Raw genomic sequence first — 20829 nt, forward strand, 5'->3', positions numbered from 1 at the left:
CAATCATGGCTTCGTTGTCGCCCGACAGCGGCCTCACGAATGCCCCGGGCGTATCGACGGATACCAGGCCGGGGGCCATGACCAATCCTAGTTGAGGGTGAGATATGACGCGTAAGGACTCCAATAGCCGGACGACCGGCCGAAGCTCGGCGCCGGCCAGTCGGTCGACCTGGAGGCAGCTGAGCGCCGTGGCGCTGGCGGCGACGACACTGGCCGGCTGCGTCGTCGGTCCGGACTATCAAAAGCCGCTTCTGCCGATGCCGGCGGCGTGGAGCAGCCAGAAGGAAGCCACGGCCGCCAGGCCGGTGCAATTGTCGAAATGGTGGCAGCGGCTGCGCGACCCCGAATTGAACACGCTTGTCGAAGAAGCGGTTGCCGGCAATCTCGACGTCGCCACCGCCAAGGCCCGGATTCGCGAGGCACGCGCCAGTTACCGCCAGAGTGCCGCGACATTGTTCCCGTCCGCCGACAGCTCCGGATCGGCCACGCGCAACAAGACGGCTGCGACCACATCGGGCGGAACCGCCAGCGACGCGTACAGCCAGTTCCAGTCCGGTTTCGACGCCAGTTGGGAGCTGGATTTGTTCGGGGCGAATCGCAGGAGCGTCGAGGCCGCCCGCTACGGGATGGATGCCGCGCAAGAGGAATTGCGCTCGACGCTGCTGACCCTGGTCGGCGATGTCGCCTCCAATTACACCCAGGCGCGCGGCTATCAGGCGCGTATCCAGCTCGCCCGCCGCGCGGCCGCGTCGCAAAGGCAGACGGCGGAGCTGACCCGCACCATGGCCGAAGCCGGCACGGTGACGGCGGCCGATGTCGCCAAAGCGAAGGGACAGGCAAGCAGCACCGAAGCCGATGTCCCGACATTGGAGGCGAGCTATGCCGAAGCGGTACACCGCCTTTCGGTGCTCACCGGCCGGCCGCCGGCCGCGCTGACCGAGCGATTGAAGCGCGGCGCGCCGATACCCTCGCCGCGCCTGCCCATCTCGACCGGCGTTCCCGCCGATATCCTGCTCTCGCGGCCGGACGTGCGTATGGCCGAGCGGCAGTATGCCGAGTACACCGCCAGGATCGGCCAGGCCGAGGCGGCGCGCTATCCGAGCGTCAGTCTGACCGGCGACATCGACACCTCCGCCTTCAAGCTCGGCGATCTCGGCAAGAACTCCACCATCGGCTGGTCCTTCGGGCCGACGCTCAGCGTGCCGCTGTTCAATGCCGGCAAGTTGCAGGCCGCCGTCGACGTCGCCGAGGCCCAGCGCGACCAATATTTCATCGCTTACAAAGCCTCCGTCCTGACGGCGCTCGAAGACGTCGAAAACGCCAGCGTTTCGCTGACGCAGGAGCGCATCAGGAACGGCAAGTTAGCTTCCTCCGCGAAATCCTACGGCGACGCGGCGCGCCTGGAGCGGATGCTCTTCAAATCCGGCGAGACCAGCCTTCTCGATGTGCTGGACGCGGAGCGCTCGCTCTATTCGGCCGAGGACGCTCTCCTGCAAAGCCGCGTCCTGATCGCCACCGACTACATTGCCCTCAACAAGGCGTTCGGCGGCGGCTGGGACGGCGCTATCGACAGCTCAAGGCCCGAGATCGTAGACGCCAAGACCGGCCCGCGGCTGGCGTCGAAACCGCCGAAGGACAAGGACATCTAGGGACCGTCAATCTGCTTCGCAGTTGGCGGAGCAATCGGGCAATTCAGATTGGCGACGATCCCGCAGGCAGAGCAGTGGGCTAAGCCACCTCACCCGCCAGCATATGCATCTCTTTTTGAACAGCGGCGAAAAACCGGCGCACTTCATTACTGGCGGAAGCAGCATCGTGACCAGACCCGATCGCGAGGTCGAGGAGTTCGCGTGCGGTGGCCTTCCAGAAGGAAGTGGCCGTGTCGCCATGCAAATTGCCGAGCTTGGCGGCAACATCGCGAACCAGGACCATCTGCCGGTCTATTGGAAAGGCTCGCACGTTTGCTGACGACATCTTCTGGACCACGACACTGACGCAACGAATCACACGCTGCTCTACGGTCACTGGCCTAGCTGCGAGGTTGGAAACAGAACCTTAACGGCGAAGTCCATTGTCAATTTTGCGGTGGGATATCGAGGTCGAGGCAAGTGCAAACGGTGGACGACCGGAGAGCCAAGTGTTCGGACTAGATCCTCAATCCCTTCGCCTCGCCGCCACGCTTGCCCGGAACCATCATGTCCCTGGCCAGCAGGCCGCTGACGCGGCAGAACGTCATGAACGCCCGGCAGGCGTCCTCGGTCTTGACCACGTCCACCGTGGCGCCGAAACAGGCGTTGAAGGCGGCCTCATGGATCTTGCCCTGCCGACGAGCCGGCCAATTCTGCAGGAAATCGAGCGCCTGTTCGACGCTATAGATTTCCTCGACCGGCAAGCCGGGCGCGGGCGCAATGCGCACCGGCACCTCGAATTGCAATCTGTCCATTCCATCGCTCCCGAACCGGCGTCACTGCGCGGCAACGCCGGTCGTCGTGAAAGTTGCTTTGGCCGGCTTGTGCTCCAGAAATGTGACGTCAGTGCGGTCGAAGTGGCCCGAGGAGGCCGGCGCTGAAGCGCGGGCTCATTGGTTTGCCGGGTCGGTTTCGGCGTCATAGGCCATGCGAACGACGATCGTCAGGACATAGAACGACGGCACCGCAAAGATGGCCGCGAAGACCAGCGCCGCCGTTCCTGTCATGCCGAGCGTTTCGGCGATCGCCCAATAGACGGTCCCGATACAGATCAGCGCCTGGACCGAAAGAAACAAGGCGGCCGAAGCCGCGCGCGAGAGGGTTTTGAGGGTTTTGACACGTTGCATCTGGATGCTCCGGAAATGATGCGTCACACAGCCGATGCACGGCCAGGGCCGCCGCACGGGTCACGACGCGAAAAGGATATGGATGGGATTGAAAAGCGCGGTCCGCGACCGCCAGTTATACTGAAGGCGGCGCGCGCGGCTGGTTGGCGCGCGTGCGCGGCGCAGGCACGGACAGGGATACGACCAATGCCCAGACCGAAGAGACTTGATCGAGCGGAAGGAACCCGGCCTCCGGCCGAAGGGTGTTCGCATCGCCACCGACAAACTTGGTCGGCAGTGGCCGAGCGGCCCGGATTTCGGCCGCTTTCATCTTGCCGGTGATGCGCAAAAGCGCCACCGCGTCGCCCTGCCGGGCGACACTGATGCCGGCGCCGCCCGATACGATCTTCGTCGAAGCCGTCGCCTCCAACTGCGCCAGGCACAACAGCGACAGCAACAGCAGCGCCATCAGGCCCGAGCAGGCGGCCCTGATCGGCGACAGAAATGATGTTGCGCGCTTGGACGCCATCAGGGGCACGGTTCTCCGAACTTTGCCTCCCGCCCTAGCCCACAGGGCCGCGAAAGGAAAGCACTGCGGCCGGACAGGCTGAGGTCACAAAGGCAAGAATATCGCCCGCCTGTGCCCGCCGCCGACAGTTCCTCCTTGAACCTTGTGGCTTCCGGTGCCAAATCTGGGAAGATTTTCGCGCCGGCTCACATTTGGAGCCTCCACTCGACAGACGGACAAAATGGTCACCTATCTCGACGCCGCCACGGCACCGCTCAGGAACACCGGCCAGATCCGCCTCTATGGCGACGAAGGTTTTGCCGGCATGCGCAAGGCCTGCGACCTCACCGCACGCTGCCTCGACGAGCTGGTGCCGATGGTCGAGCCGGGCGTCACCACCGAGATCATCGACCGCTTCGTCTTCGAATTCGGCATGGACCACGGCGCGCTGCCGGCGACGCTCAACTATCGCGGCTACACCAAATCGTCCTGCACCTCGATCAACCACGTCGTCTGCCATGGCATCCCCGACAACAAGCCGTTGAAGGACGGCGACATCGTCAACATCGACGTCACCTACATCCTCGACGGCTGGCACGGCGATTCCTCGCGCATGTATCCGGTGGGCACCATCAAGCGCGCCGCCGAACGGCTGCTCGAGGTCACCCACGAATGCCTGATGCGCGGCATCGCCGCGATCAGGCCCGGCGCCCGCACCGGCGCCATCGGCGCCGCCATCCAGACCTATGCCGAGGCCGAGCGCTGCTCGGTGGTGCGCGATTTCTGCGGCCACGGCGTCGGCCAGTTGTTCCATGACGCGCCGAACATCCTGCACTATGGCAGCGCCAATGAAGGCGTGGAAATGCGGCCGGGCATGATCTTCACCGTCGAGCCGATGATCAATCTCGGCCGGCCGCACGTAAAGGTGCTGTCGGACGGCTGGACGGCGGTGACGCGCGACCGCTCGCTGTCGGCGCAGTACGAGCACACGATCGGCGTCACCGACACCGGTTGCGAGATCTTCACGCTGTCGCCGAAAAAACTCGACCGCCCAGGCCTGCCGGGCTGATGAATATCGCCCAAAAGCCTGACTGACATCCGCCCGGCTTTGACGCAGGGCGAACTTCTCGCCATGTTGGAGCGATGACCAGAGGCGTGCTGCTCGATCTCGCAGGCGTCATCTATGATGGCGAAACCGCCATACCGGGCGGGGTTGATGCCGTTGCGCGTTTGCGCCAGGCCGGCCTGGCCGTGCGCTTCGTGAGCAATACGACACGTTCGTCGAAGCAGATGGTTCTCCAGCATCTGGAAACGCTGGGACTGACCGTCACCAAAGCGGATGTTTTCACCCCGGCGCACGCAGCACGCGAATGGCTTCTTCGCAATGGCCGTGCGCCATATCTGTTGGTTCACCCCGGCCTTGAGCCGGACTTTTTCGAACTGCCGGTTCGCGACAAGCGCGCCGTCATCGTCGGCGATGCCGGAGAGGCCTTCACCTACAAGGTCCTGAATGACGCGTTCCGCGCGTTGAACGCGGGGGCCGAACTGCTGGCCCTTGCCACCAACCGAACGTTTCGAGATGCCGACGGTGCGCTCAGCCTCGATGCAGGGCCGTTCGTCACGGCATTGGAATATGCCTCCCTGAAACGCGCAACCGTTCTCGGCAAGCCGTCGCCGGCATTCTTTCTGTCGGCTCTGGCAAGCATGAACTGTCCGCCGGATCAGGCGATCATGGTCGGTGACGACGCCGAGGCCGATATAGCTGGCGCCCTGCGCGCCGGAATTTCGAGTGCATTGCTGGTGCGGACAGGCAAATACCAGCAAGGCGACGAGAGACGCTTTGACCCGCGCCCGACCGCAACCGTCGCCGATCTCGCGGCGGCAGCCGACTGGATCATTGCGCGCCGAGACTGACCGCGCGGACCGAAGCTCAAGCTCATCGGCGTCTGGCGGCTCTTTTTGAAAACCATCGCGAGTCGGTTTCCCCTTTTAGAATCATGCTCTACTGTCTGTTCCGGTCAGCTGGATATGGGCGGTCGATGGGGAAAAGCGGCGACGACGAGCGGGGATTCTTCTCCGAGCGGTGGAGCGAACCGCCGGCGAAGGCCGCGGCGGTGGAAAAGCCGCACTATCACGGCCATCGCGACCGCCTGCGAGAGCGCTTCGCCACCGCAGGCCCCGACGCCCTGCCCGACTACGAGCTTCTCGAACTCCTGCTCTTTCGCCTGATCCCACGCGTCGACACCAAGCCGATCGCCAAGGCGCTGCTTTCGCGCTTCGGCACGCTGGCCGAGGTGCTTGGCGCGCCGGTGGCGCTGCTTCAGGAGGTGAAGGGCATTGGCCCATCGGTAGCAGTCGATCTGAAGGTGATTACTGCCGCCGCGCAGCGCATGGCGCGCAGCGAGATCCGCGGCCGCGAGGTTCTGTCCAACTGGACGCAGCTTCTCGACTATTGCCGCTCGGCGATGGCCTTCGAGAACCGCGAGCAGTTCCGCATCCTGTGACAAGTCATTGATATTGCTAGCCAGCGTCCCTTAGCGCGGATGCGGGCAGATTCAAATGGGGAACCCAAGACAGTGCAAATCTTAGCAATCCGTCCGGAATCGGGCGGGCGAACGCTCGCGCGTTTCGACCTTCAGTTGGTCGATGGCGTGCGCATGTACAATTTGAAGCTCGCGGAAAAGCCAGACGGTGCGCGGCGTGTTTTTGCGCCAAACGCCTTCGGCGGTCCCGCCGCCACCTTTACGACCGAAATTGCCGAACAGATCGTGCGCGCGGCTAGCGACGCATTGGGAGAGAATCCGAGTGAACAATCCGCAGCCTGAGTTTGACCCATACGACTTTTCTTGGACTAATCTCAATCGCATCGGCAAGGGTCCAACTCTGCCTCTTCCGCCTGGCGAAACGATCAAGGCGGTGATGAAAAAGTACCCGCTTTTGCCGCCCAAGATTTCCGAAAAGGCGCGAGAACGAATTGAGGCGAGACGGGAAGCGGCGGAAGCTGAGGCTGAGGCGGAAGCGAAAGCAAAGGCGCCGCCCACCACGAAGACTCCCAAGAAGCCTGTCACCGCCACCGCATTCCAACTGCGCGACCCTGCTAGCCTGCCTGAACGTGATTGGTTGTTCGGGCGCCATTACATCCGCAAATATGCGACGGCTTCTGTAGGCCCCGGTGGTGGCGGCAAGACCGCGCATTCCATCAGCGAGACTCTGGCGATGGTGACGGGTCGCCCCTTGCTTGACCCGGACGGGCCGCTCACTAAGCCGCTTCGGGTTTGGTGGGTGAACTGCGAAGACCCGCAAGATGAGATCGATCGTCGCTTTCATGCTGCCGCAAAGCACTTCAAGGTAACGGCAGAGCAGATCGGCGGCAGGCTCTTCACAGATTCCGGCCGCGACCAAGAATTCGTCATTGCTCGCACCGAGGGACGAGACCTGAAGGTCGCCGAGCCTTTCGTTGCGGAGATGGTGGCGGAGATCAAACGGCGAGAAATCGACATCGTCATCGTGGATCCGTTCGTATCGACCCATGAGGCTCCGGAGAATGATAACTCAGCCATGCAGCGAGTGACCGCGGCATGGGTACGCGTCGCCGACGAGGCGAACTGCGGTGTTGAACTGGTCCACCACGTTGCGAAAAACCAGGGCGAGGTCACTGCAGACAGCGCTCGAGGCGGTGGTGCCTTTAAGGACAAGGTCCGCAGTATGCGCGTGTTCAACGCGATGACCCTGCCTGAAGCCGAGAAGGCCGGCATTGACGATCCGCGTGCGTACTTCCGTCTCGACTTCGGCAAGGTCAACATGGTGGCCTCTGGCCGCAGCCAGTGGCGGCGGTTCGTTTCCGTACCGCTCGGCAACGGGGGCGTCTTCAGCTTGGGCGACGAGATCGGCGTGGTTGAACCGTGGCGCTGGCCTTCGTCGGACGTGCTAGCCGAGCGGCAGGCCGAAGCCAGGATGTCAGTCGTGGCTGAGGTGCCAGTCGACACGCTGACCGGGTTAAAAGTGAGGCTTGATGCTGCTGCCTACAAAGCCGACCCGAAGGGAAAGCCATGGGCTGGTGATGTTGTCATGGAACTAACCGGAGCAACCGACCGGAAAGAGGCCAAGGCGATGCTTGATGCTTGGGTTGAAATGGGTGAATTGGCAGTTGTAGAGCAGTACGACGCGACTGCCAGAAAGCCCCGAAACTTCATAAAACCGGCAAGTGCGCCAACGTAAAAAGTGTTGGCGCAAACCCGTTGGCGCATTCTCGCAAATCACGGTGCGCCGACGACCTTATCCCTTGTGGATTGGTCGTCGCGCGCATGAGTGAGAGAAAAAACAGTGTTGGCGCAAATGGCCCTTCGGCGCAGGCGTCGGCGCACCCAAAAGCTGCCCGACTGGTGGAGAACAAAACGAGACACAGCGCCAAGAATCGCGTATATATCCGAGCCAGCGACCAACCATCGCTTTCTGTCCGTCGGTTAAACGGGCTGATTGGCGTGAGGCCGGTAGGAATTCGCCTCAACACCGCCCCGAGAAATCGGCTCGCTGTTGACACGCGATAGATCCGATGACTGAGCGTCGAAGGGTGCAAGCTGATACTAGTCAGGCGGCACCAGCCGCTAGCAAGGGCGGGATACAAATACTCCGTGTTTCAACCCCGTTGGGTTGTACCGGTACGACCCGGAGGTTTACGCGATGAACAATCGCCCTTCGGTTAAATGGACGATCACGGTCAATGTGGCTCTATGCCTTTTTGGCATCGCTGCTATCATAAAGGCCCTGATGCACTGATAGAGAGGGGCGTCGGTTTAGGCCGGCGTCCCGATCCGTCCAAAGCCGTCATCAGGGTAGATTAGATCGCCCCCAAACCTAGATTAGTGATATTCGGGCCACACGGGCATTATATTTAGTTCTCGTGCTGAATTTTGACGCACTCCGCGCCTATATGACAAGTATCTAAGACCTTCGCCGCGTTGGCGATGATGAAGACCGGCCTCGCCGGAACCCGCGCTTCTAGCGCCCATCCCCTGAAGATACAGATGAACACTCCTCGCACCATCGCGCTAGGCGACGGCACCGTGCAGGTACGTCGCATCTCGTGGCTAGAATTCTACCGTTTGCGCCCTGATTTGAAGCCAGACAATGACAATGAGTGGAGGGGTACTGCCATCGTTGGCGCAACCAATGGGCGGACCGCCGATGCCGGCGAACGACGCTAAACTTGTAGAAAAAACTTTCGGACATGGGGCATCAGCCATGACCGGCATACAACGCCACTGCCGCCAATATGTAGGAAGCGGCAACCATCAAATAGGCAAATTGGAGGAAGGTCATTCCGGTCATCCTGATTGAGAACGACCTTCTAGATATTCGCATAATTTCGTTCCCGCAAAGGGAAAATACCGATGAAGCGGTCTAGGTCGCTCCATCAGTAAAGTTGATAACCCGCCCCTGCGCTTTGCGGGCGGCACTGCCCGGCCTGGCCGGCTTCTCAAGATTGGATGACCACCCCATGACTAAGACCACCCGCAAGGAAATGCTTGCCGCTGCCGACGCCATTTTGAAAGCCAGCCCAGAAAGCCGCACAACAGCGCGCATTCGTTACCGCGGTGGCCGACCAGCCTGGAACTGGCTGAAGAAGCATGACGAGTGCGGCGCTGCCGCATTGTGGTTCATTGCTCGAGAGCGCTTGCCGCAAGCCGCCAACGACAACCTTCCTACTGAGGCGGGGCTAAACGTCGACCGCAGCCGCAAGGATGGGAGGGCGCGCGGCAAGAACCCGGATCCGCGTTCATTGGATGCCTACCTGGCGCTTCCCACCGTACAGCCACGGCTTGGCGATGCGGAGCTAGAGCCAGCGACAGGCGGGAATTGGGATGCGGAATCGCGAGGCATCGCCATCAAGCCACAGCGGCACATCTTCAAGTTCAGCCAAAATTGCCGGTTTGGCTTTTGCGAGCCAGGAATTGCGCCTGGCGCGATCTTTCTAGGTTCGATAGGTGGTCTCGGTCGGCCAAAGCAAGGCAAGAGCCGCGGCGATGTTCGTCTTGCTGGCGGAGCAGTTCCGTCTGCCCCGCCCTACGACGTTGAGACCGTCATCGAGATCATATTGTCCGGCGGCAACGTCGCCGACGTCGGCAAAGCATTCGGCGCCAGGGGAGGATATGCCGATCGTCGTGGGGGTGCAGAGTTACTCGCTGCCGGCAGGTGGGCAAAGCACGCCATCGCGAACGACAACACAGGCAGCATAGTCACCAATGTAGCAACAAACTCGCAAGAGCGAGCAGCATCTGCATAAGCTTGAACACCTCATCACGAGAGAGGTGCCACCATTTTTGCTTCTTGGGGGGTGGCCTGCGCATACAATTCTCCATTTGAAAAACTCAAATGAGAATCGGTGTCGGCCGATTTCTTATGTGGACCACGCCGAGCCGGGTTCGGCAAGAAGTTTTTTTCGGAATTTGTGCGACGGCATAATCACCTATCATCCCATTAGAAAAACGCAATAAAATCAGTCTGTTGTGCAGAATCATCATGTTCCGGCGAAGTTCACGGTGCCAAATCGTGGCCTCGAAAAACCTATAGGATAACAACAAGGATTGGGGCGCTTCGGCGTCCCTTTCTGTTTGCGCAGAACGACCCGTCACCGTTCGTGCGCAACCCGTCATTGGTCCAGTAGGCCAGGCGGGACCATTCGTTTCCGTCAGCGCCGGAAACGCGGCCTTCGATCGAGCTTCTGCTTGTCGAAGGCCGCACCACTTTTTGCGCCCGAACTAGCCATTTTCGAAAATAGGAAAACACATCATGCCATCCACATCGGAGGCCGTGAACGTGCTAGCTGCGCGCATCGGCTTCGACAAACCCCGAGTTCGTGCGGTTGCGCGTGCGCTCACCGACGCCGGGCGCCTCCCACCTGGCGCACCTGCCAAATCCCCGGTGCTCGACATCGGCAACGTTGTCGACCTGCTAGTAGGCAGCGCCCTCGACGTGCCATTACGAGCCGTTGCAAGCACCGTTGCCAGCATCCGCGAACTTACGCCAGCGGGAACGCCAATCGAGTCATTGCCAGCGAGCTTGCAATATTCGGCGGGCAATTATTTGGACGCACTCGCCGACATGGCAGCAGTCGGCTCGAATGATGTTCGCAAGGCCAAAATCGAGTTCGTCAGCAACTGGCTCGAATTGGCCGTTCGTCAACCGGACGGCGCGATCAGCCGCTTTGTTGAGCAGGGCGCCAATCCTGGTCATTGGCAGCAGTCGGGCAACCGCCGATCGACCGTAATCAATGGCGCGGCTTTTGCCGATGCCATCAACGACCTATTCAAGGGGAAATGAAAATGGCCATTGTTGCTAAGGCGGCGGAATTCATTGTGCCGGCTCTAACCACTCAGCCAGAGTACGCCGCACTCGTAGAAAAAAGGGATACCCTTCTCGGACGCCATTCCGCCGTCAAAACAGAGCGTCGAGAAATCGAGAAACAGATTCGAGAAACTCCTGCGCCAGCTTGGCGCCGCGGTGTTGCCGAGCTTCTTGATGAGGCCTCCGACAGCTCAACTGCCCTGCGCGCGAAATTGGCAGAATTGACGACCCTCGATAGGGACATCGAAGCGGCACTGGAGGTGTTGCGCCAGCGCCTTGCAGTAGCAAGGTCGTCTGCCAGCAAGACAATCATCGAGGCATGCCGGCCAGAATATGGACGGCGCGTTGCTGCGATTGCGCGGGCGCTTGAGGCCGTCGCTACGGCACGCGGAAGCTATGACGATTTTCGGGATCAGCTCGAACGCGAAGACATCTCTTGGGGTGGCCTTGGCCCGATAAGCCTAAATTTCCTCGGCGAACCGAGGGATGGCCACATCCCGCGTTTTGTGCGTGAGGCCAAGGAGGCCAACTATTATGCTTGAACGGTCAGACGCAAAGAGCGGAAAGGTCAAACGGCAGGTCACGCTAAACGGCAAATCCCTTGATCTCGGCGACGCGTCGGCGGCGGACATCGCAAGGGCAATCGTTCGCAGGAAGCACTCCAAACGTGAAGAGCGGCTGCTTGCTGCCGAGGCAAAGGTCCGCAATGCAGCGAGGTGAGATAGAGACTCGTACAATCGAAATCGGCGCAGCGGGCAGCGTTATCGAAGGTCTCGCCGTTCCCTACAATACCAAGGCCAACATCGGCGGATTGTTCCTAGAACAGTTCGCGCCAGGCAGTCTCAGCAAGTCAATCCGGAGCCGCGACGTGCTGGCGCTAATGGCCCACGATCACGGTCGTGTACTTGGTCGCACAAGCAGTGGCACGCTTCGGTTTAGCGACACCGGCCACGGTCTAGCGTTCGAGCTTGACCCTGAGACCTCAACCCCTGATGGCTCCGCCGCTAAAGGATTAGTCGGTCGCGCCGATCTGAAGGGTATCTCGCCAGGCTTCTATGTCATGAAGGAAGCATGGGACGACAACGGCCCACTGCCGCTGCGCACCATCATAGAGGCTGAGTTGTTAGAGATCAGCATCGTAGGCATGCCGGCTTATGAAGACACCACGGCCGCTCTTCGATCGCTGGATGAACACCGTAAGGCCAGCAACCATAGCGCAGCCAAGGAACGACTCCTGCGTAAGGCCGAGGCGATGCATAGGATGCGTGGCATCTAGAGATGCCATTGCTCACTTTCCAGATTTCCGATTTTGCGGATGCGAAACTTTCCTTGGGACGGCGGTCCTAGGCGGAGAGGCTGTGGATCGGAGGACACCCCCTGCCGGGGGCGGCCACATCGCGCCGATGGGGAATAGCACTGACCGCCCGCAGAAACGAAGACGTCATCCCGCAGGTTTTGGGATTATTTTTAGCCAGCGATGGTCTCCAGAGGCTTGGCATAAATCAGCCGTAAGTCTGAGGACACTATATAGAGATTGAAATAGATATCGTCCGTGTCTTGGTCACCCAAGCTCTTAGTGTTGTCAAACGTCTGAACCTGTTGAGTGGGACGACTCCAAAAGATCCCATGCTCTTTCCAGTACTCGGCGGGTATGGATGTCAGCTTTCTAATTGATCCTCGCTCTCCGTAGATAACGATCTGGCCGCTTTGTGCCAACTCCTCAACGCGTCGATGGATTTTATCCTGTTGCGCCTCGGTAGCGTTTATAGCCGGCCGCTCAAGCACCATTATCATTGGGTGGTAGCCGGAAGCAGTTCGAATGATCACGACCAAGGCATCGCGATAATGGCGGACAAGCAGCCAACCACCCCACACTATGCCCGCCAGCCCTATCCAGAAAAGAGCAGTGGCAACCTCGGGATATCGATCGCTCGTAAATATGGATATCGCCAAGCCAACCAGGCCTAGAAAGAAGGCGAAGCGGTCCATTCGGTTTCTCCCCCACGGCGCGGACTAGCTGGCAGCGTAGCTCAATAGATCCGGTGCGCACAGGTCACCGCTCGCTCGCTTGCGCGCACGCGCGAGGGAAAACTGCAATAGCACTAACGCTAGTTGGGGCGAGCGGTCCTACGGCCGCTGCCGACAAGTCGAGAATGACCCCCTAGGGGGTGTCGAAGGACTTGGCGCAATCGCTTTTCGGCTACCGGTCCGGCCCGTACATACGCAGCGCAACCAATCCAGATATGGGGGTCAAATGCCCAAACCCAGAAAAAGCCTCGAGCAATTGCGGCTTTCCGGAACGCTCGGAAAGAATCCTGGCCGGTATGCAACTCGCTATGAGCCGCCCGACGACCGTGCCGTCGGCGAACCGTATGAATGGCTGCCGGCTGAAGCACGGGAAGCGTGGCGTGAGATGGTGCCAAATCTTCCCTGGCTGCGACGATGCCATCGAGGCATTGTGGGTATCACCGCGATACTTGTCGGCAAAATGAAGAAGGATGCCTTAGGCCTGTCTGGTATGACACTGCTCAATCAGTGTCTTGGCAAACTCGGCGCCACTCCCGAGTCGTTTCCGAAGGTCGGATGGTTGCCGCCAGCGGACGACAATGAGGATCCGTCGGAGAAGTATTTTCGGTAGATATGTGTTGAGAGAGCTGCGCCAGCATTGCGATGGCCGCCACACTCACTATAGGATTCTTCGTTGGTCACGAGGAATTCCATGCAATCCCCAGTGGTAAAAACCATACTTAGTTTCGTTGGCATTCCGCTGGCTCTGTTTGGCCCTCTTATGGGTGCATACATGACTTACTGGATGCACAACCTTGGACCGGTGACGCCAAAAAAAAATTGGAAGTTAGCTTTTGGGGAGTTTCCGGCCCCTTGGAGGACCTGCAGACCCAAGACGCCAAGATTACCGTGACTGCTACCAGCAACGGAACAAATTTAGAAAATTTGCGCATCGGTCAAGCAGTGATTACAAATAACGGGCTCTCGCCAATACTACCTTCTGAACAATATTCTCCAATTAGTATTTCATCTAAAGCGCCGTGGATGATAGTAAACGTAGTAAGTTCGGATAAAGGTGTAAAGATAAATTGGAAGAATGTTGATAATTACGTCTTCACGTCCGATGCTGAGCTTCTCAATCCGAGCGACAACGTCTTCCTGACACTTTATTTTACAAAGCCGGGACCTTACACAAAGCAGACAGAGGATGATAAGCCGATCGTCTCATGGAAAGCGAGAATAGCGAATCTGAGTGAGATTACCAACTCACCCGATCCAATTAAGAGATTAAAGAATGTGGGTTCGCTGATGATTTTTCACGATGGTCCAGCCATCGTTTTCTTAGTATTTCTATTTCTTGTGTATTTACTTATATCGTTAATTCTTCTGAAAAGATCATCTATAATATATGATAGGGGATTGATATCGTATGGCGCCATTTTGACTATGGCCACTATCAACTTATGTGCCGCAGAGGCCGGGACGACATATACGTTTGGGATGTTTCCATTCGTAAAATCACCTGACGATCTGTTTAACATCCCTCCTATCGCGTTAAACGCGCTCGCATTTGGAGCGCTGTTCATTTATTCAAGAAGAGTTAGAGCCGGCACTGCAAAAGTGAAATAACTAAGAAAATCCTTTCAACTTCCGAAGCGCCATGTAGTCCCTTATATTAGAAAAGGTCTCTGGGTCATGGATGGCCTGCGCGAACCGTTCTCTTAGCTCAGGATCGCTTTCAATCATCTTCAGCATGTCGCCAATCAAAAACTCAGCAAATTTGCCGGTCCTACCACTCAACTGACTGTCCAAAACTATAGCGCACGCAAGCTCCAAGTCGTTAGCCAAGTCAAAAAATGCACCAAGCCACTCGGCATTATCGACGGTGCGGTCTATTTGTGAAATTAGATTCAACCGTTCGCGAATACCCTCATGGATCGTTACAACCGCCCCAGCTGAGGCGGACAACTTGTCCATCTTAATCTGCCGGAAAACGACAAATAAGCCAAGAAGGGTCGCAGGAAACGCGACAATCGTTACATAATTGGCAATGTTCCCGGCATTCACTTCTTAGAGCCGCCACTTCCGCCGGTTTTCCCGCCCAAACGAGCTGCGTAGTGACTTGTGGTCGCAGCTTTGTTTACAGACCCAACTCTGCCGGAGCCTCCTCCGGTGCTCTTGCCGCCTGACCCGCCGGATTTTCCTCCTCCAGCGCCGCCCGTTTTGGCTGAGCCACCACCGCCACCTTTAGTTGCCATTTTCCCTCCGGATCCGATCAGAGCGCGCGCGAGTCGCCCGCACGACGACACCGTTACGTAAGCCTGCTTCTCTTCGTTTTCAATTCTACGCTTGCCGCACGCTTGCTCCATCGCTTTCGCCCTAAAAGGCTTCCTTCTCCAATGACTGATTTTAACGCGGCAGAGCGCCGCGCGAACGCTTGCGCGCCGTCGCTAGGCGACGAAGTGACCCGAGCTACGAAGGTCCGCGAGCAAGGTTACGGCCGTACCATGATAGTCGACACGCGCTTGCTCACTCATCGGAGACGCGTACCACGCGGCAAGCTCCTCCACCAGAAGGCATACCCTGCCTTTGCGTAGTCTTTTTCAGCCTCGGAAATCGCGTCATACGCGGCCGCATTGACTGGAGTTCCGGAATATCCGTGTTATCGAAGCTTTTTGAAGCCTAGGGGGTATTATTATGAAGCGCATTGTTGTGCTCGTCGCGGCGTGCTTTCTTGCAGCGTGCCAGAACTCAGCGGGAACTGTGACTGATAAGCATATGGGAGTGACTGTAGCGCACTCTCGGGTTTACCCGATCAAAAACGGGCTGCTGTACAATCTAAATGCCTTCGTAGGCCACTCAGATCGCAAAGGCTATACCATTGCCCTAACCTATACATCCACCGGCCTAGGTTGGATGTTCTTCAGAGAGGCTTGGTCGTTCGGCAAGCAATACGAGTACGTAGTGGCCGATGAAACCTTGGCTGGCTGTGGTGGTGGCGCGTGTAGCATGGTTGAACAAGGCGGTATTCGCCTGAGCGAAAGCGACGTTCAAAAGGCCGCAGTAGATGGTTTCGAATTTAAGCTTGTCGGAAGGGGTGGCTCGGTTGAAGCCAAGGTTCCGGCCGAAGCGTTCCAGCAGGTTTTACAGCAAATGGCACATCCGAGCGCCGGCTAGCCGACAAACAGAGATTCTGGATCCTGGCTGCTGCCAACCTTCGCTCAGGCTTAAGAAGCCATGGGCGGGCGACGGGGCTTCTGCAGGTTGGCCGCCGGCCCCTTTTCGTGAGGCAGGAAGGCCCGCCGCCTCCGCCAGACTGAGTTACCGATCTACGCGGATAAATCGCGGGCAGCCGTCCACGGAATAACTTGGCGTCGTAAACACGCCGAGTCCCGTGAAATAGTGGCACGTGGACGCGCCCGTTGGGCTCTTCTCTTCGTGATAGAGAACCCCGCTCGACGTCGCGAGCAGTGCGACAATGAAAAGAAGGATCAGCAGGCACAGCCCGGCGAGCACTATCCTCATGTTCGATCCCGCGATTTTCCCACTAACAAACCACCTTGACGAGCCGCTTCACCTATTTCTCGGCTGGCATGTTTCGCTTGTCTTGCCAGGCGCGGTTGGTTTCGTCGAAGGTTGATCTGAGCCGCTTATAAAGAGCATCGAGTGTAGTCTTTGGGACAGTAGAACTTCCGGACGCTTCATATTCCAAATCGTAGAGAATTGCAGCAAGGGTCCTATGGGTAACTGTTTTCTGTATCCACTGCCAACGATGGTCGTAAAAGGCATCCCACGCGGCAAATATCGGAATTATAGCACTGAAAACCAGCGCAGCAGCAGACATATATGGCTCATACAGTCCTTCGGCCCATTTATTCGACTGCAAGCCCAACAGCAATGTTGTTAGTGCACCCAATATGACAATTATCATTCTTATTTGAAACGCACGCCTCATACTCCTGCGCGCATCCCAGTCATAATCCTCCATATTGTCCATCAGCTTCTGGCGGAGGAACTTTATCCGCTCCGGTGGCGCTTGCTCTTGAGCCTCCGCACCCGCTACGGAGATCAGACTTTCCTCTTGCGATACCACCGACTGGTCGGCACCCATTTTCCCCTCCTCCGGCTTCTCACGAATGCGGGAGCGCGGCGTTTGATTAAGGGCATCATAATGTATGTGAATGCCATTCTCCACCGAACTCCCAGCGCTCACTGCCTAATCTGTCGAACTGGACTCCTTCCAGCAGCGGACGCATTCTGCTCTTGGGGAAGGGATCATGGGCAACATCATTCATGCTGCGAGGACTAGGAGGCGTAAGCCTTGGTGGCGTTCGCTTCTGCGCTATCGTCTTATTACAGTTCTGGCGATGCTTGGGGTCACATCCGCAGCCTACTTTGCTATCGACGATCGGCATGATCTGCCGCGCGTTCACCATGGTGGCGGCTCATCGACCAGCAATGCTGCTGTCCGCAAAGCGGGCTGCGATATCAAGGGCAACATTAACGAGCGGGGCGAGCATATCTACCATATGCCGGGGCAGGAATATTATTCGGCAACTCGGATCAACCCAGCTCGAGGCGAGCGCTGGTTCTGCTCGCAATGGGAAGCTTGGTGGGCTGGCTGGCGGAAGGCGAAGGTCTGAGGCGGGTGCTCCCTCCGGATGTTTTTTAGCGTCAGCTAACGGAACGGAAACGACCGTGCGATATTGAATCAAATTCGATGTTGCGCGGGGTTCCAATGCGTAAGCGTGCCGGCGGTGATCGGTTGTCGTTCATCGAACCGTTGATGCCTACCCTTGTAGAGAAACCGCCGGAGGGCGACGGCTGGCTGCACGAAATCAAGTTCGACGGCTACCGCACCCAGATCATCGTTGATGGCTATGGCGTTCGCCTATTCACCAGGCGAGGCCTCGATTGGACCGACAAGTACCGCGACCTTGCTCAAGCCGCCGGCAACCTTGGCGTTGAGAGCACGATCATCGACGGCGAGGTGATCGTGACCAATGAGGCCGGCCTGTCGGACTTCAAGGCACTACGCAAGGCCATCACCCGCCGCCAGCACGATCTGTACTTCGTCGCCTTCGATCTGCTGCACCTCAGTGGCCACGATCTCCGAGATATGCCGCTGGAGGATCGGCGCGAGATCCTGCAGGCAATGATCCCGGCTGGCGGCCGTATCCAGTTCAGCCAGGCGCTGCCCGGCGACGCCAAGTCGATCTTTCATCTGGTCGACCAAGCAGGCCTCGAGGGCATGGTTTCGAAGCGGCGGGACAGCAAGTATCGCAGCGGACCGTCGACAGCCTGGCTGAAGACGAAGGCCTTCACGATCGACGAATACGATCTGCTCGGTGTCGAGCGCGAACCGGGCAAGCCGGCATTTGCCCTGGTGGCCGAGCGCGGCACCGGCCGTTATGTCGGCAGCGCGTTCATCAACGGCAACCATGAAGTGCGGGAGCGGCTTTGGAAGCGCGTCCAGACACATGCAGGACAGCCGCCAAAGGGCATGAAGCGGCCGGCGACAGTCTGGGTCAAGCCGGGGCTGATCGGCCGTGTGAAGCACCTACGCGGCGAGGAGGATTTGCGGCATGCCTCGCTGCAGGACTTCCGAGAGGAGATTTAGCGGTTGAAATCCAGCCCGGCGAGCTTGCCGGCGCCATTCTCAGGATTATATTCCTCCCCGTTGCGGCGAGCCCTTCAACGGAGATCGCCTTTCCCATGACCATGAAGTTCCCCTTTGTCGAGGACACGCTCGGCAAGAAAGTCGCGATCGGATCGGGCCTGTCAGTCGACTGCATTACCTGTCGACGTCATGTGGTGCTCGACGTGCCGGCGCTTGCCCGTCGCCTTGGCGATGACCACGGCTGCATGCATTGGGATTTGGTCAAGGTACTGTTCTGCCAGCCCTGCCGGGACGCTGGGCGCCCTGACCGCAACCTGGTTTTCACAAACCATGCCTTGACACCGGACCAGCGGCGCTAGCGAAGCAGCAAATAGGCGCCCATGCCGGCCATCAGCAGGCAAGCCGCCGAGCCGATCATGTCGCGGTGCCTATAGCGTCAGACGGCGCCAGCGAGCATTTGAGGCGGTGATGGGCGGCGCGCTACGCCACGATGCCAAGGTTGGACATTGTGACCAAAGTCGCCCGCAAATTGACCTTCACGATCGCCAGCGTCTTATTTGAACCGTCATCGGGGGTGAGTAGCCGGTCGACTTCAACGCTCACCTTAGTAACCAGCTTGTCGTCCTGAAGGAGGCAGTAGGTGAATTCGTCGGCGACGGCTCCCACACCCAAGGACTTCAGCTCTGCCGCGGACGGCACCCGGAGCGCGTCAAATAGCGTCTTAAGGCGGTTGTCGATATCGCCGTGGTTTATCAGCGAACCCTCTGGCGGTTCAGACCGAAGGAGAATGATGTCAAGGTTTGCGCGGACGCTCAATCTTTCATGCACAAGAGCAATGAATTTGTGTGCGCCAACCATCTGCAAGGCAGTGACAGCCCCTGGCGCGTTCGGCGTCAGCTTCCATGTCGGCAAAAGCGACAACGGCTGAACGCTCCAGAGCGCTTTCATCTGCTGATGCAGCGTCATCCGAATCTTGTGGATGTCCGCCAGCTTCGCCCGCTGCCTTGGCTTTAAGTCGCCTTCAAAGATCAAGCGAAATTCCAATTGGATCCCCGAATCCGCGATTCTACTGCATAGCTGGCAAAATTGGCCGGCGCCAAAGGGGAGGTTGCCTGAACGGCGCCGGCCCAAGCGGGAATTCACACCCGCCGCGGCGTTAGCGATAGCTGAGTCTTGACGTAACGTCACCCAGTGGTCGCCGAACGTTCAGGGGGCCACAGAGGCGATTGCACCCGCCAAGTATTCCTTTGCCGTAGCTCGTAGGCGATCGGCGTAGTCGTAGATTTCGTCCAGCGAGTCGATCTTGACCTTCTCTTCCTTCTCGCCATCGAAAAGTCCGAGATATTTGACGGTCCTGTTGAACCATAGTCGGGCTAGTGGCTTACGGTTGTTGTTGTCGACAAGGATACCGCAGTAGCTTTTTTGGTCGCGCATAATCACCCTTGCTGGCTTCAGAAGGTCGCGGACGATAGCGCGAACGACCATAAATCCCTCGCGCTCATCCTCGGTAGTTACAACCTCTTCTTCGGCGCCAAGTCCCTCCGTGCCAATTTCCGAAACCTCGGTTTCAGCCAATGCAGTGGATAGACGCGACTGAACGGACTCCCGAACAATCTCTCGAAAGGCAGCTTTGACCATGGGCGAAAACTGCTCCTTCACCTGGGCTGTGAATCGCCCTTGGTAGAGTCCCACAGTCACCATCCGCACGAAGTCTTCCGGCGGATTCTCCATCACACTCCCAATTTCCTTCTTGATCGCCGAAGTGTACTTCAGTCGATGGGCGGACTGGAGGATTCCATCGACGTTGAAATCAGCCTTGGCGAATTTCTTCAGTTCGGACGTCAATTGCCCTTGTAGGTCCGAAAGGTCGAATGTGAGGAACGGTCGGTCGTCGAGCTTGTTCGGCGCAACTAAATCCGTATGAAAGTGGAAGGCGCGACCGTTTGTGAGAATGGCGAATTTGGCGTTGGTGACGGAAAAGTATCTATAGAGCTGCGCAAGATGTACTCGATCAAGCACTGTGCTGATTGGCTTGCATTCAACGAGAATCCGGATCTCCCCATCGATCTTTATGGCGTAGTCTACTTTTTCGCCCTTCTTTCCTACCGCATCAGCACAGAATTCTGGAATGACCTCATCAGGATTGAAAACGTCGTAATCTAAGGCTGCGAGAAAGGGCAGCACAATCGCTGTCTTTAAGGCTTCCTCGGTAAGCATTGCACTTGAATGCGTCTTGATGCGATCGGCAAGAACGCGCAGTTTTTCTTCGACACTCATAGTCCCCTCCCTAAATTTGGAAGGGAGGATCGTGCAAAATATGGATTTGCGCAAGTCGATCTAGGTTTGACGACTTACGAAGCGCCAAACGGCATGCCGGTTATGGTACGCAATCTCACGCCAGGCCCGCCGTCGACCGTCTCGCCGTCTGCCAGGAAGATAACGCCTGCTGACTCAAGCACGGAACGAATGGCGTCCAGCGTTCGCGGTAATAGTTCCTCGCCGCGCTCAAAACGCGTCACTGTGTTGACGGCCACCCCTGCAGACTTCGCGAGATCG

Annotated in this window: 24 protein-coding genes and 1 pseudogene; 16 read left to right on the plus strand and 9 right to left on the minus strand. The window is 58.3% G+C overall.

Annotated elements, in window-relative coordinates:
• Positions 1-104: 104 nt before the first annotated feature.
• The gene (locus ACSQ3Z_RS14590; protein ID WP_436172054.1) at positions 105-1649 is read left to right on the plus strand and encodes an efflux transporter outer membrane subunit; all 1545 of its coding nucleotides are present in this window, start codon (positions 105-107) and stop codon (positions 1647-1649) included.
• Positions 1650-1728: 79 nt separating this feature from the next.
• On the opposite strand, the gene ACSQ3Z_RS14595 is transcribed toward ACSQ3Z_RS14590, so the two are convergent.
• From ACSQ3Z_RS14595 to ACSQ3Z_RS14610, 4 genes are all read right to left on the minus strand, one after another.
• Positions 1729-2025 carry a DUF6074 family protein gene (locus tag ACSQ3Z_RS14595; protein WP_436172055.1) on the minus strand — a complete coding sequence of 99 codons (297 nt, stop codon included), beginning with the start codon at positions 2023-2025 and terminating at the stop codon, positions 1729-1731.
• Between the two features lie 121 nt (positions 2026-2146).
• Positions 2147-2443, minus strand: coding sequence for a DUF982 domain-containing protein (locus ACSQ3Z_RS14600; RefSeq protein WP_436172056.1), 297 nt, complete (start codon positions 2441-2443; stop codon positions 2147-2149).
• 135 nt (positions 2444-2578) lie between these two features.
• Positions 2579-2815 (minus strand): hypothetical protein, encoded by a 237-nt coding sequence (locus ACSQ3Z_RS14605; protein ID WP_436172057.1) that lies wholly within the window; start codon positions 2813-2815, stop codon positions 2579-2581.
• Between the two features lie 115 nt (positions 2816-2930).
• Positions 2931-3323 (minus strand): hypothetical protein, encoded by a 393-nt coding sequence (locus ACSQ3Z_RS14610; RefSeq protein WP_436172058.1) that lies wholly within the window; start codon positions 3321-3323, stop codon positions 2931-2933.
• A gap of 220 nt (positions 3324-3543) precedes the next feature.
• Between ACSQ3Z_RS14610 and map the strand changes: the two genes are divergently transcribed.
• From map to ACSQ3Z_RS14655, 9 genes and pseudogenes are all read left to right on the plus strand, one after another.
• A complete protein-coding gene (map, locus tag ACSQ3Z_RS14615; RefSeq protein WP_436172059.1) occupies positions 3544-4371 on the plus strand; it encodes a type I methionyl aminopeptidase in 828 nt (275 codons plus the stop codon).
• 74 nt (positions 4372-4445) lie between these two features.
• Positions 4446-5216: a TIGR01458 family HAD-type hydrolase gene (locus tag ACSQ3Z_RS14620; RefSeq protein WP_436172060.1), complete on the plus strand. Its 771-nt coding sequence runs from the start codon at positions 4446-4448 to the stop codon at positions 5214-5216.
• A 125-nt stretch (positions 5217-5341) separates the two neighbouring features.
• Positions 5342-5803, plus strand: a pseudogene (locus tag ACSQ3Z_RS14625) (UPF0758 domain-containing protein); the annotation flags it as partial.
• A gap of 156 nt (positions 5804-5959) precedes the next feature.
• The gene (locus ACSQ3Z_RS14630; RefSeq protein WP_436172061.1) at positions 5960-6127 is read left to right on the plus strand and encodes a hypothetical protein; all 168 of its coding nucleotides are present in this window, start codon (positions 5960-5962) and stop codon (positions 6125-6127) included.
• Positions 6108-7520, plus strand: coding sequence for an AAA family ATPase (locus ACSQ3Z_RS14635; protein ID WP_436172062.1), 1413 nt, complete (start codon positions 6108-6110; stop codon positions 7518-7520). Before ACSQ3Z_RS14630 ends, ACSQ3Z_RS14635 begins: the two co-directional genes overlap by 20 nt.
• Positions 7521-8799: 1279 nt before the next feature.
• A complete protein-coding gene (locus ACSQ3Z_RS14640) occupies positions 8800-9585 on the plus strand; it encodes a hypothetical protein (RefSeq protein WP_436172063.1) in 786 nt (261 codons plus the stop codon).
• A gap of 506 nt (positions 9586-10091) precedes the next feature.
• A complete protein-coding gene (locus ACSQ3Z_RS14645; RefSeq protein ID WP_436172064.1) occupies positions 10092-10622 on the plus strand; it encodes a hypothetical protein in 531 nt (176 codons plus the stop codon).
• 2 nt (positions 10623-10624) lie between these two features.
• Entirely contained in the window at positions 10625-11188 is a 564-nt protein-coding gene (locus ACSQ3Z_RS14650; protein WP_436172065.1) for a hypothetical protein, read from the plus strand.
• Between the two features lie 164 nt (positions 11189-11352).
• A complete protein-coding gene (locus tag ACSQ3Z_RS14655; protein WP_436172066.1) occupies positions 11353-11922 on the plus strand; it encodes an HK97 family phage prohead protease in 570 nt (189 codons plus the stop codon).
• A gap of 191 nt (positions 11923-12113) precedes the next feature.
• Here the strand turns inward: ACSQ3Z_RS14655 and ACSQ3Z_RS14660 are convergent, their stop codons facing one another.
• Positions 12114-12635 (minus strand): hypothetical protein, encoded by a 522-nt coding sequence (locus ACSQ3Z_RS14660; protein WP_436172067.1) that lies wholly within the window; start codon positions 12633-12635, stop codon positions 12114-12116.
• Between the two features lie 265 nt (positions 12636-12900).
• On the opposite strand from ACSQ3Z_RS14660, the gene ACSQ3Z_RS14665 reads away from it, so the two are divergent.
• Together ACSQ3Z_RS14665 and ACSQ3Z_RS14670 are read left to right on the plus strand one after the other, a co-directional pair.
• Complete coding sequence (locus tag ACSQ3Z_RS14665; protein ID WP_436172068.1) at positions 12901-13284, plus strand: hypothetical protein; 384 nt, start codon at positions 12901-12903, stop codon at positions 13282-13284.
• A 242-nt stretch (positions 13285-13526) separates the two neighbouring features.
• Complete coding sequence (locus ACSQ3Z_RS14670; protein ID WP_436172069.1) at positions 13527-14282, plus strand: hypothetical protein; 756 nt, start codon at positions 13527-13529, stop codon at positions 14280-14282.
• Here the strand turns inward: ACSQ3Z_RS14670 and ACSQ3Z_RS14675 are convergent, their stop codons facing one another.
• On the minus strand, positions 14283-14720 hold the full coding sequence (locus ACSQ3Z_RS14675) for a hypothetical protein (RefSeq protein WP_436172070.1): 438 nt from the start codon (positions 14718-14720) through the stop codon (positions 14283-14285). It lies immediately after the preceding gene.
• Between the two features lie 630 nt (positions 14721-15350).
• Between ACSQ3Z_RS14675 and ACSQ3Z_RS14680 the strand changes: the two genes are divergently transcribed.
• Positions 15351-15830: a hypothetical protein gene (locus ACSQ3Z_RS14680; protein WP_436172071.1), complete on the plus strand. Its 480-nt coding sequence runs from the start codon at positions 15351-15353 to the stop codon at positions 15828-15830.
• Between the two features lie 400 nt (positions 15831-16230).
• Here ACSQ3Z_RS14680 and ACSQ3Z_RS14685 read toward each other — a convergent pair whose 3' ends face one another.
• The gene (locus ACSQ3Z_RS14685) at positions 16231-16764 is read right to left on the minus strand and encodes a DUF4231 domain-containing protein (protein WP_436172072.1); all 534 of its coding nucleotides are present in this window, start codon (positions 16762-16764) and stop codon (positions 16231-16233) included.
• A 166-nt stretch (positions 16765-16930) separates the two neighbouring features.
• On the opposite strand from ACSQ3Z_RS14685, the gene ACSQ3Z_RS14690 reads away from it, so the two are divergent.
• The 3 genes from ACSQ3Z_RS14690 to ACSQ3Z_RS14700 all read left to right on the plus strand — a co-directional run bounded on the left by ACSQ3Z_RS14690 (position 16931) and on the right by ACSQ3Z_RS14700 (position 18632).
• Positions 16931-17296 (plus strand): sunset domain-containing protein, encoded by a 366-nt coding sequence (locus ACSQ3Z_RS14690; protein ID WP_436172073.1) that lies wholly within the window; start codon positions 16931-16933, stop codon positions 17294-17296.
• A 143-nt stretch (positions 17297-17439) separates the two neighbouring features.
• Entirely contained in the window at positions 17440-18273 is an 834-nt protein-coding gene (locus ACSQ3Z_RS14695; protein ID WP_436172074.1) for an ATP-dependent DNA ligase, read from the plus strand.
• Positions 18274-18368: 95 nt separating this feature from the next.
• Positions 18369-18632, plus strand: a complete 264-nt coding sequence (locus ACSQ3Z_RS14700; RefSeq protein WP_436172075.1) for a hypothetical protein — start codon at positions 18369-18371, stop codon at positions 18630-18632.
• A 121-nt stretch (positions 18633-18753) separates the two neighbouring features.
• On the opposite strand, the gene ACSQ3Z_RS14705 is transcribed toward ACSQ3Z_RS14700, so the two are convergent.
• On the minus strand, positions 18754-19317 hold the full coding sequence (locus tag ACSQ3Z_RS14705; protein WP_436172076.1) for a hypothetical protein: 564 nt from the start codon (positions 19315-19317) through the stop codon (positions 18754-18756).
• 162 nt (positions 19318-19479) lie between these two features.
• Positions 19480-20550, minus strand: coding sequence for a type I restriction enzyme HsdR N-terminal domain-containing protein (locus ACSQ3Z_RS14710; protein WP_436172077.1), 1071 nt, complete (start codon positions 20548-20550; stop codon positions 19480-19482).
• Positions 20551-20829: the final 279 nt, after the last annotated feature.

The sequence above is a fragment of the Mesorhizobium sp. LjNodule214 genome, from assembly GCF_964252735.1.
Classification (GTDB): Bacteria; Pseudomonadota; Alphaproteobacteria; order Rhizobiales; family Rhizobiaceae; genus Mesorhizobium.

Coding starts and splice junctions, on each gene's coding strand:
- ACSQ3Z_RS14665 (WP_436172068.1), top strand. CDS start 12,901: ATGCCCAAACCCAGAAAAAGCCTCGAGCAATTGCGGCTTTCCGGAACG.
- ACSQ3Z_RS14610 (WP_436172058.1), bottom strand. CDS start 3,323: ATGGCGTCCAAGCGCGCAACATCATTTCTGTCGCCGATCAGGGCCGCC.
- ACSQ3Z_RS14640 (WP_436172063.1), top strand. CDS start 8,800: ATGACTAAGACCACCCGCAAGGAAATGCTTGCCGCTGCCGACGCCATT.
- ACSQ3Z_RS14695 (WP_436172074.1), top strand. CDS start 17,440: ATGCCTACCCTTGTAGAGAAACCGCCGGAGGGCGACGGCTGGCTGCAC.
- ACSQ3Z_RS14660 (WP_436172067.1), bottom strand. CDS start 12,635: ATGGACCGCTTCGCCTTCTTTCTAGGCCTGGTTGGCTTGGCGATATCC.
- ACSQ3Z_RS14630 (WP_436172061.1), top strand. CDS start 5,960: ATGTACAATTTGAAGCTCGCGGAAAAGCCAGACGGTGCGCGGCGTGTT.
- ACSQ3Z_RS14620 (WP_436172060.1), top strand. CDS start 4,446: ATGACCAGAGGCGTGCTGCTCGATCTCGCAGGCGTCATCTATGATGGC.
- ACSQ3Z_RS14600 (WP_436172056.1), bottom strand. CDS start 2,443: ATGGACAGATTGCAATTCGAGGTGCCGGTGCGCATTGCGCCCGCGCCC.
- ACSQ3Z_RS14650 (WP_436172065.1), top strand. CDS start 10,625: ATGGCCATTGTTGCTAAGGCGGCGGAATTCATTGTGCCGGCTCTAACC.
- ACSQ3Z_RS14645 (WP_436172064.1), top strand. CDS start 10,092: ATGCCATCCACATCGGAGGCCGTGAACGTGCTAGCTGCGCGCATCGGC.
- ACSQ3Z_RS14590 (WP_436172054.1), top strand. CDS start 105: ATGACGCGTAAGGACTCCAATAGCCGGACGACCGGCCGAAGCTCGGCG.
- ACSQ3Z_RS14690 (WP_436172073.1), top strand. CDS start 16,931: ATGGGCAACATCATTCATGCTGCGAGGACTAGGAGGCGTAAGCCTTGG.
- map (WP_436172059.1), top strand. CDS start 3,544: ATGGTCACCTATCTCGACGCCGCCACGGCACCGCTCAGGAACACCGGC.
- ACSQ3Z_RS14700 (WP_436172075.1), top strand. CDS start 18,369: ATGACCATGAAGTTCCCCTTTGTCGAGGACACGCTCGGCAAGAAAGTC.
- ACSQ3Z_RS14605 (WP_436172057.1), bottom strand. CDS start 2,815: ATGCAACGTGTCAAAACCCTCAAAACCCTCTCGCGCGCGGCTTCGGCC.
- ACSQ3Z_RS14710 (WP_436172077.1), bottom strand. CDS start 20,550: ATGAGTGTCGAAGAAAAACTGCGCGTTCTTGCCGATCGCATCAAGACG.
- ACSQ3Z_RS14685 (WP_436172072.1), bottom strand. CDS start 16,764: ATGGGTGCCGACCAGTCGGTGGTATCGCAAGAGGAAAGTCTGATCTCC.
- ACSQ3Z_RS14655 (WP_436172066.1), top strand. CDS start 11,353: ATGCAGCGAGGTGAGATAGAGACTCGTACAATCGAAATCGGCGCAGCG.
- ACSQ3Z_RS14680 (WP_436172071.1), top strand. CDS start 15,351: ATGAAGCGCATTGTTGTGCTCGTCGCGGCGTGCTTTCTTGCAGCGTGC.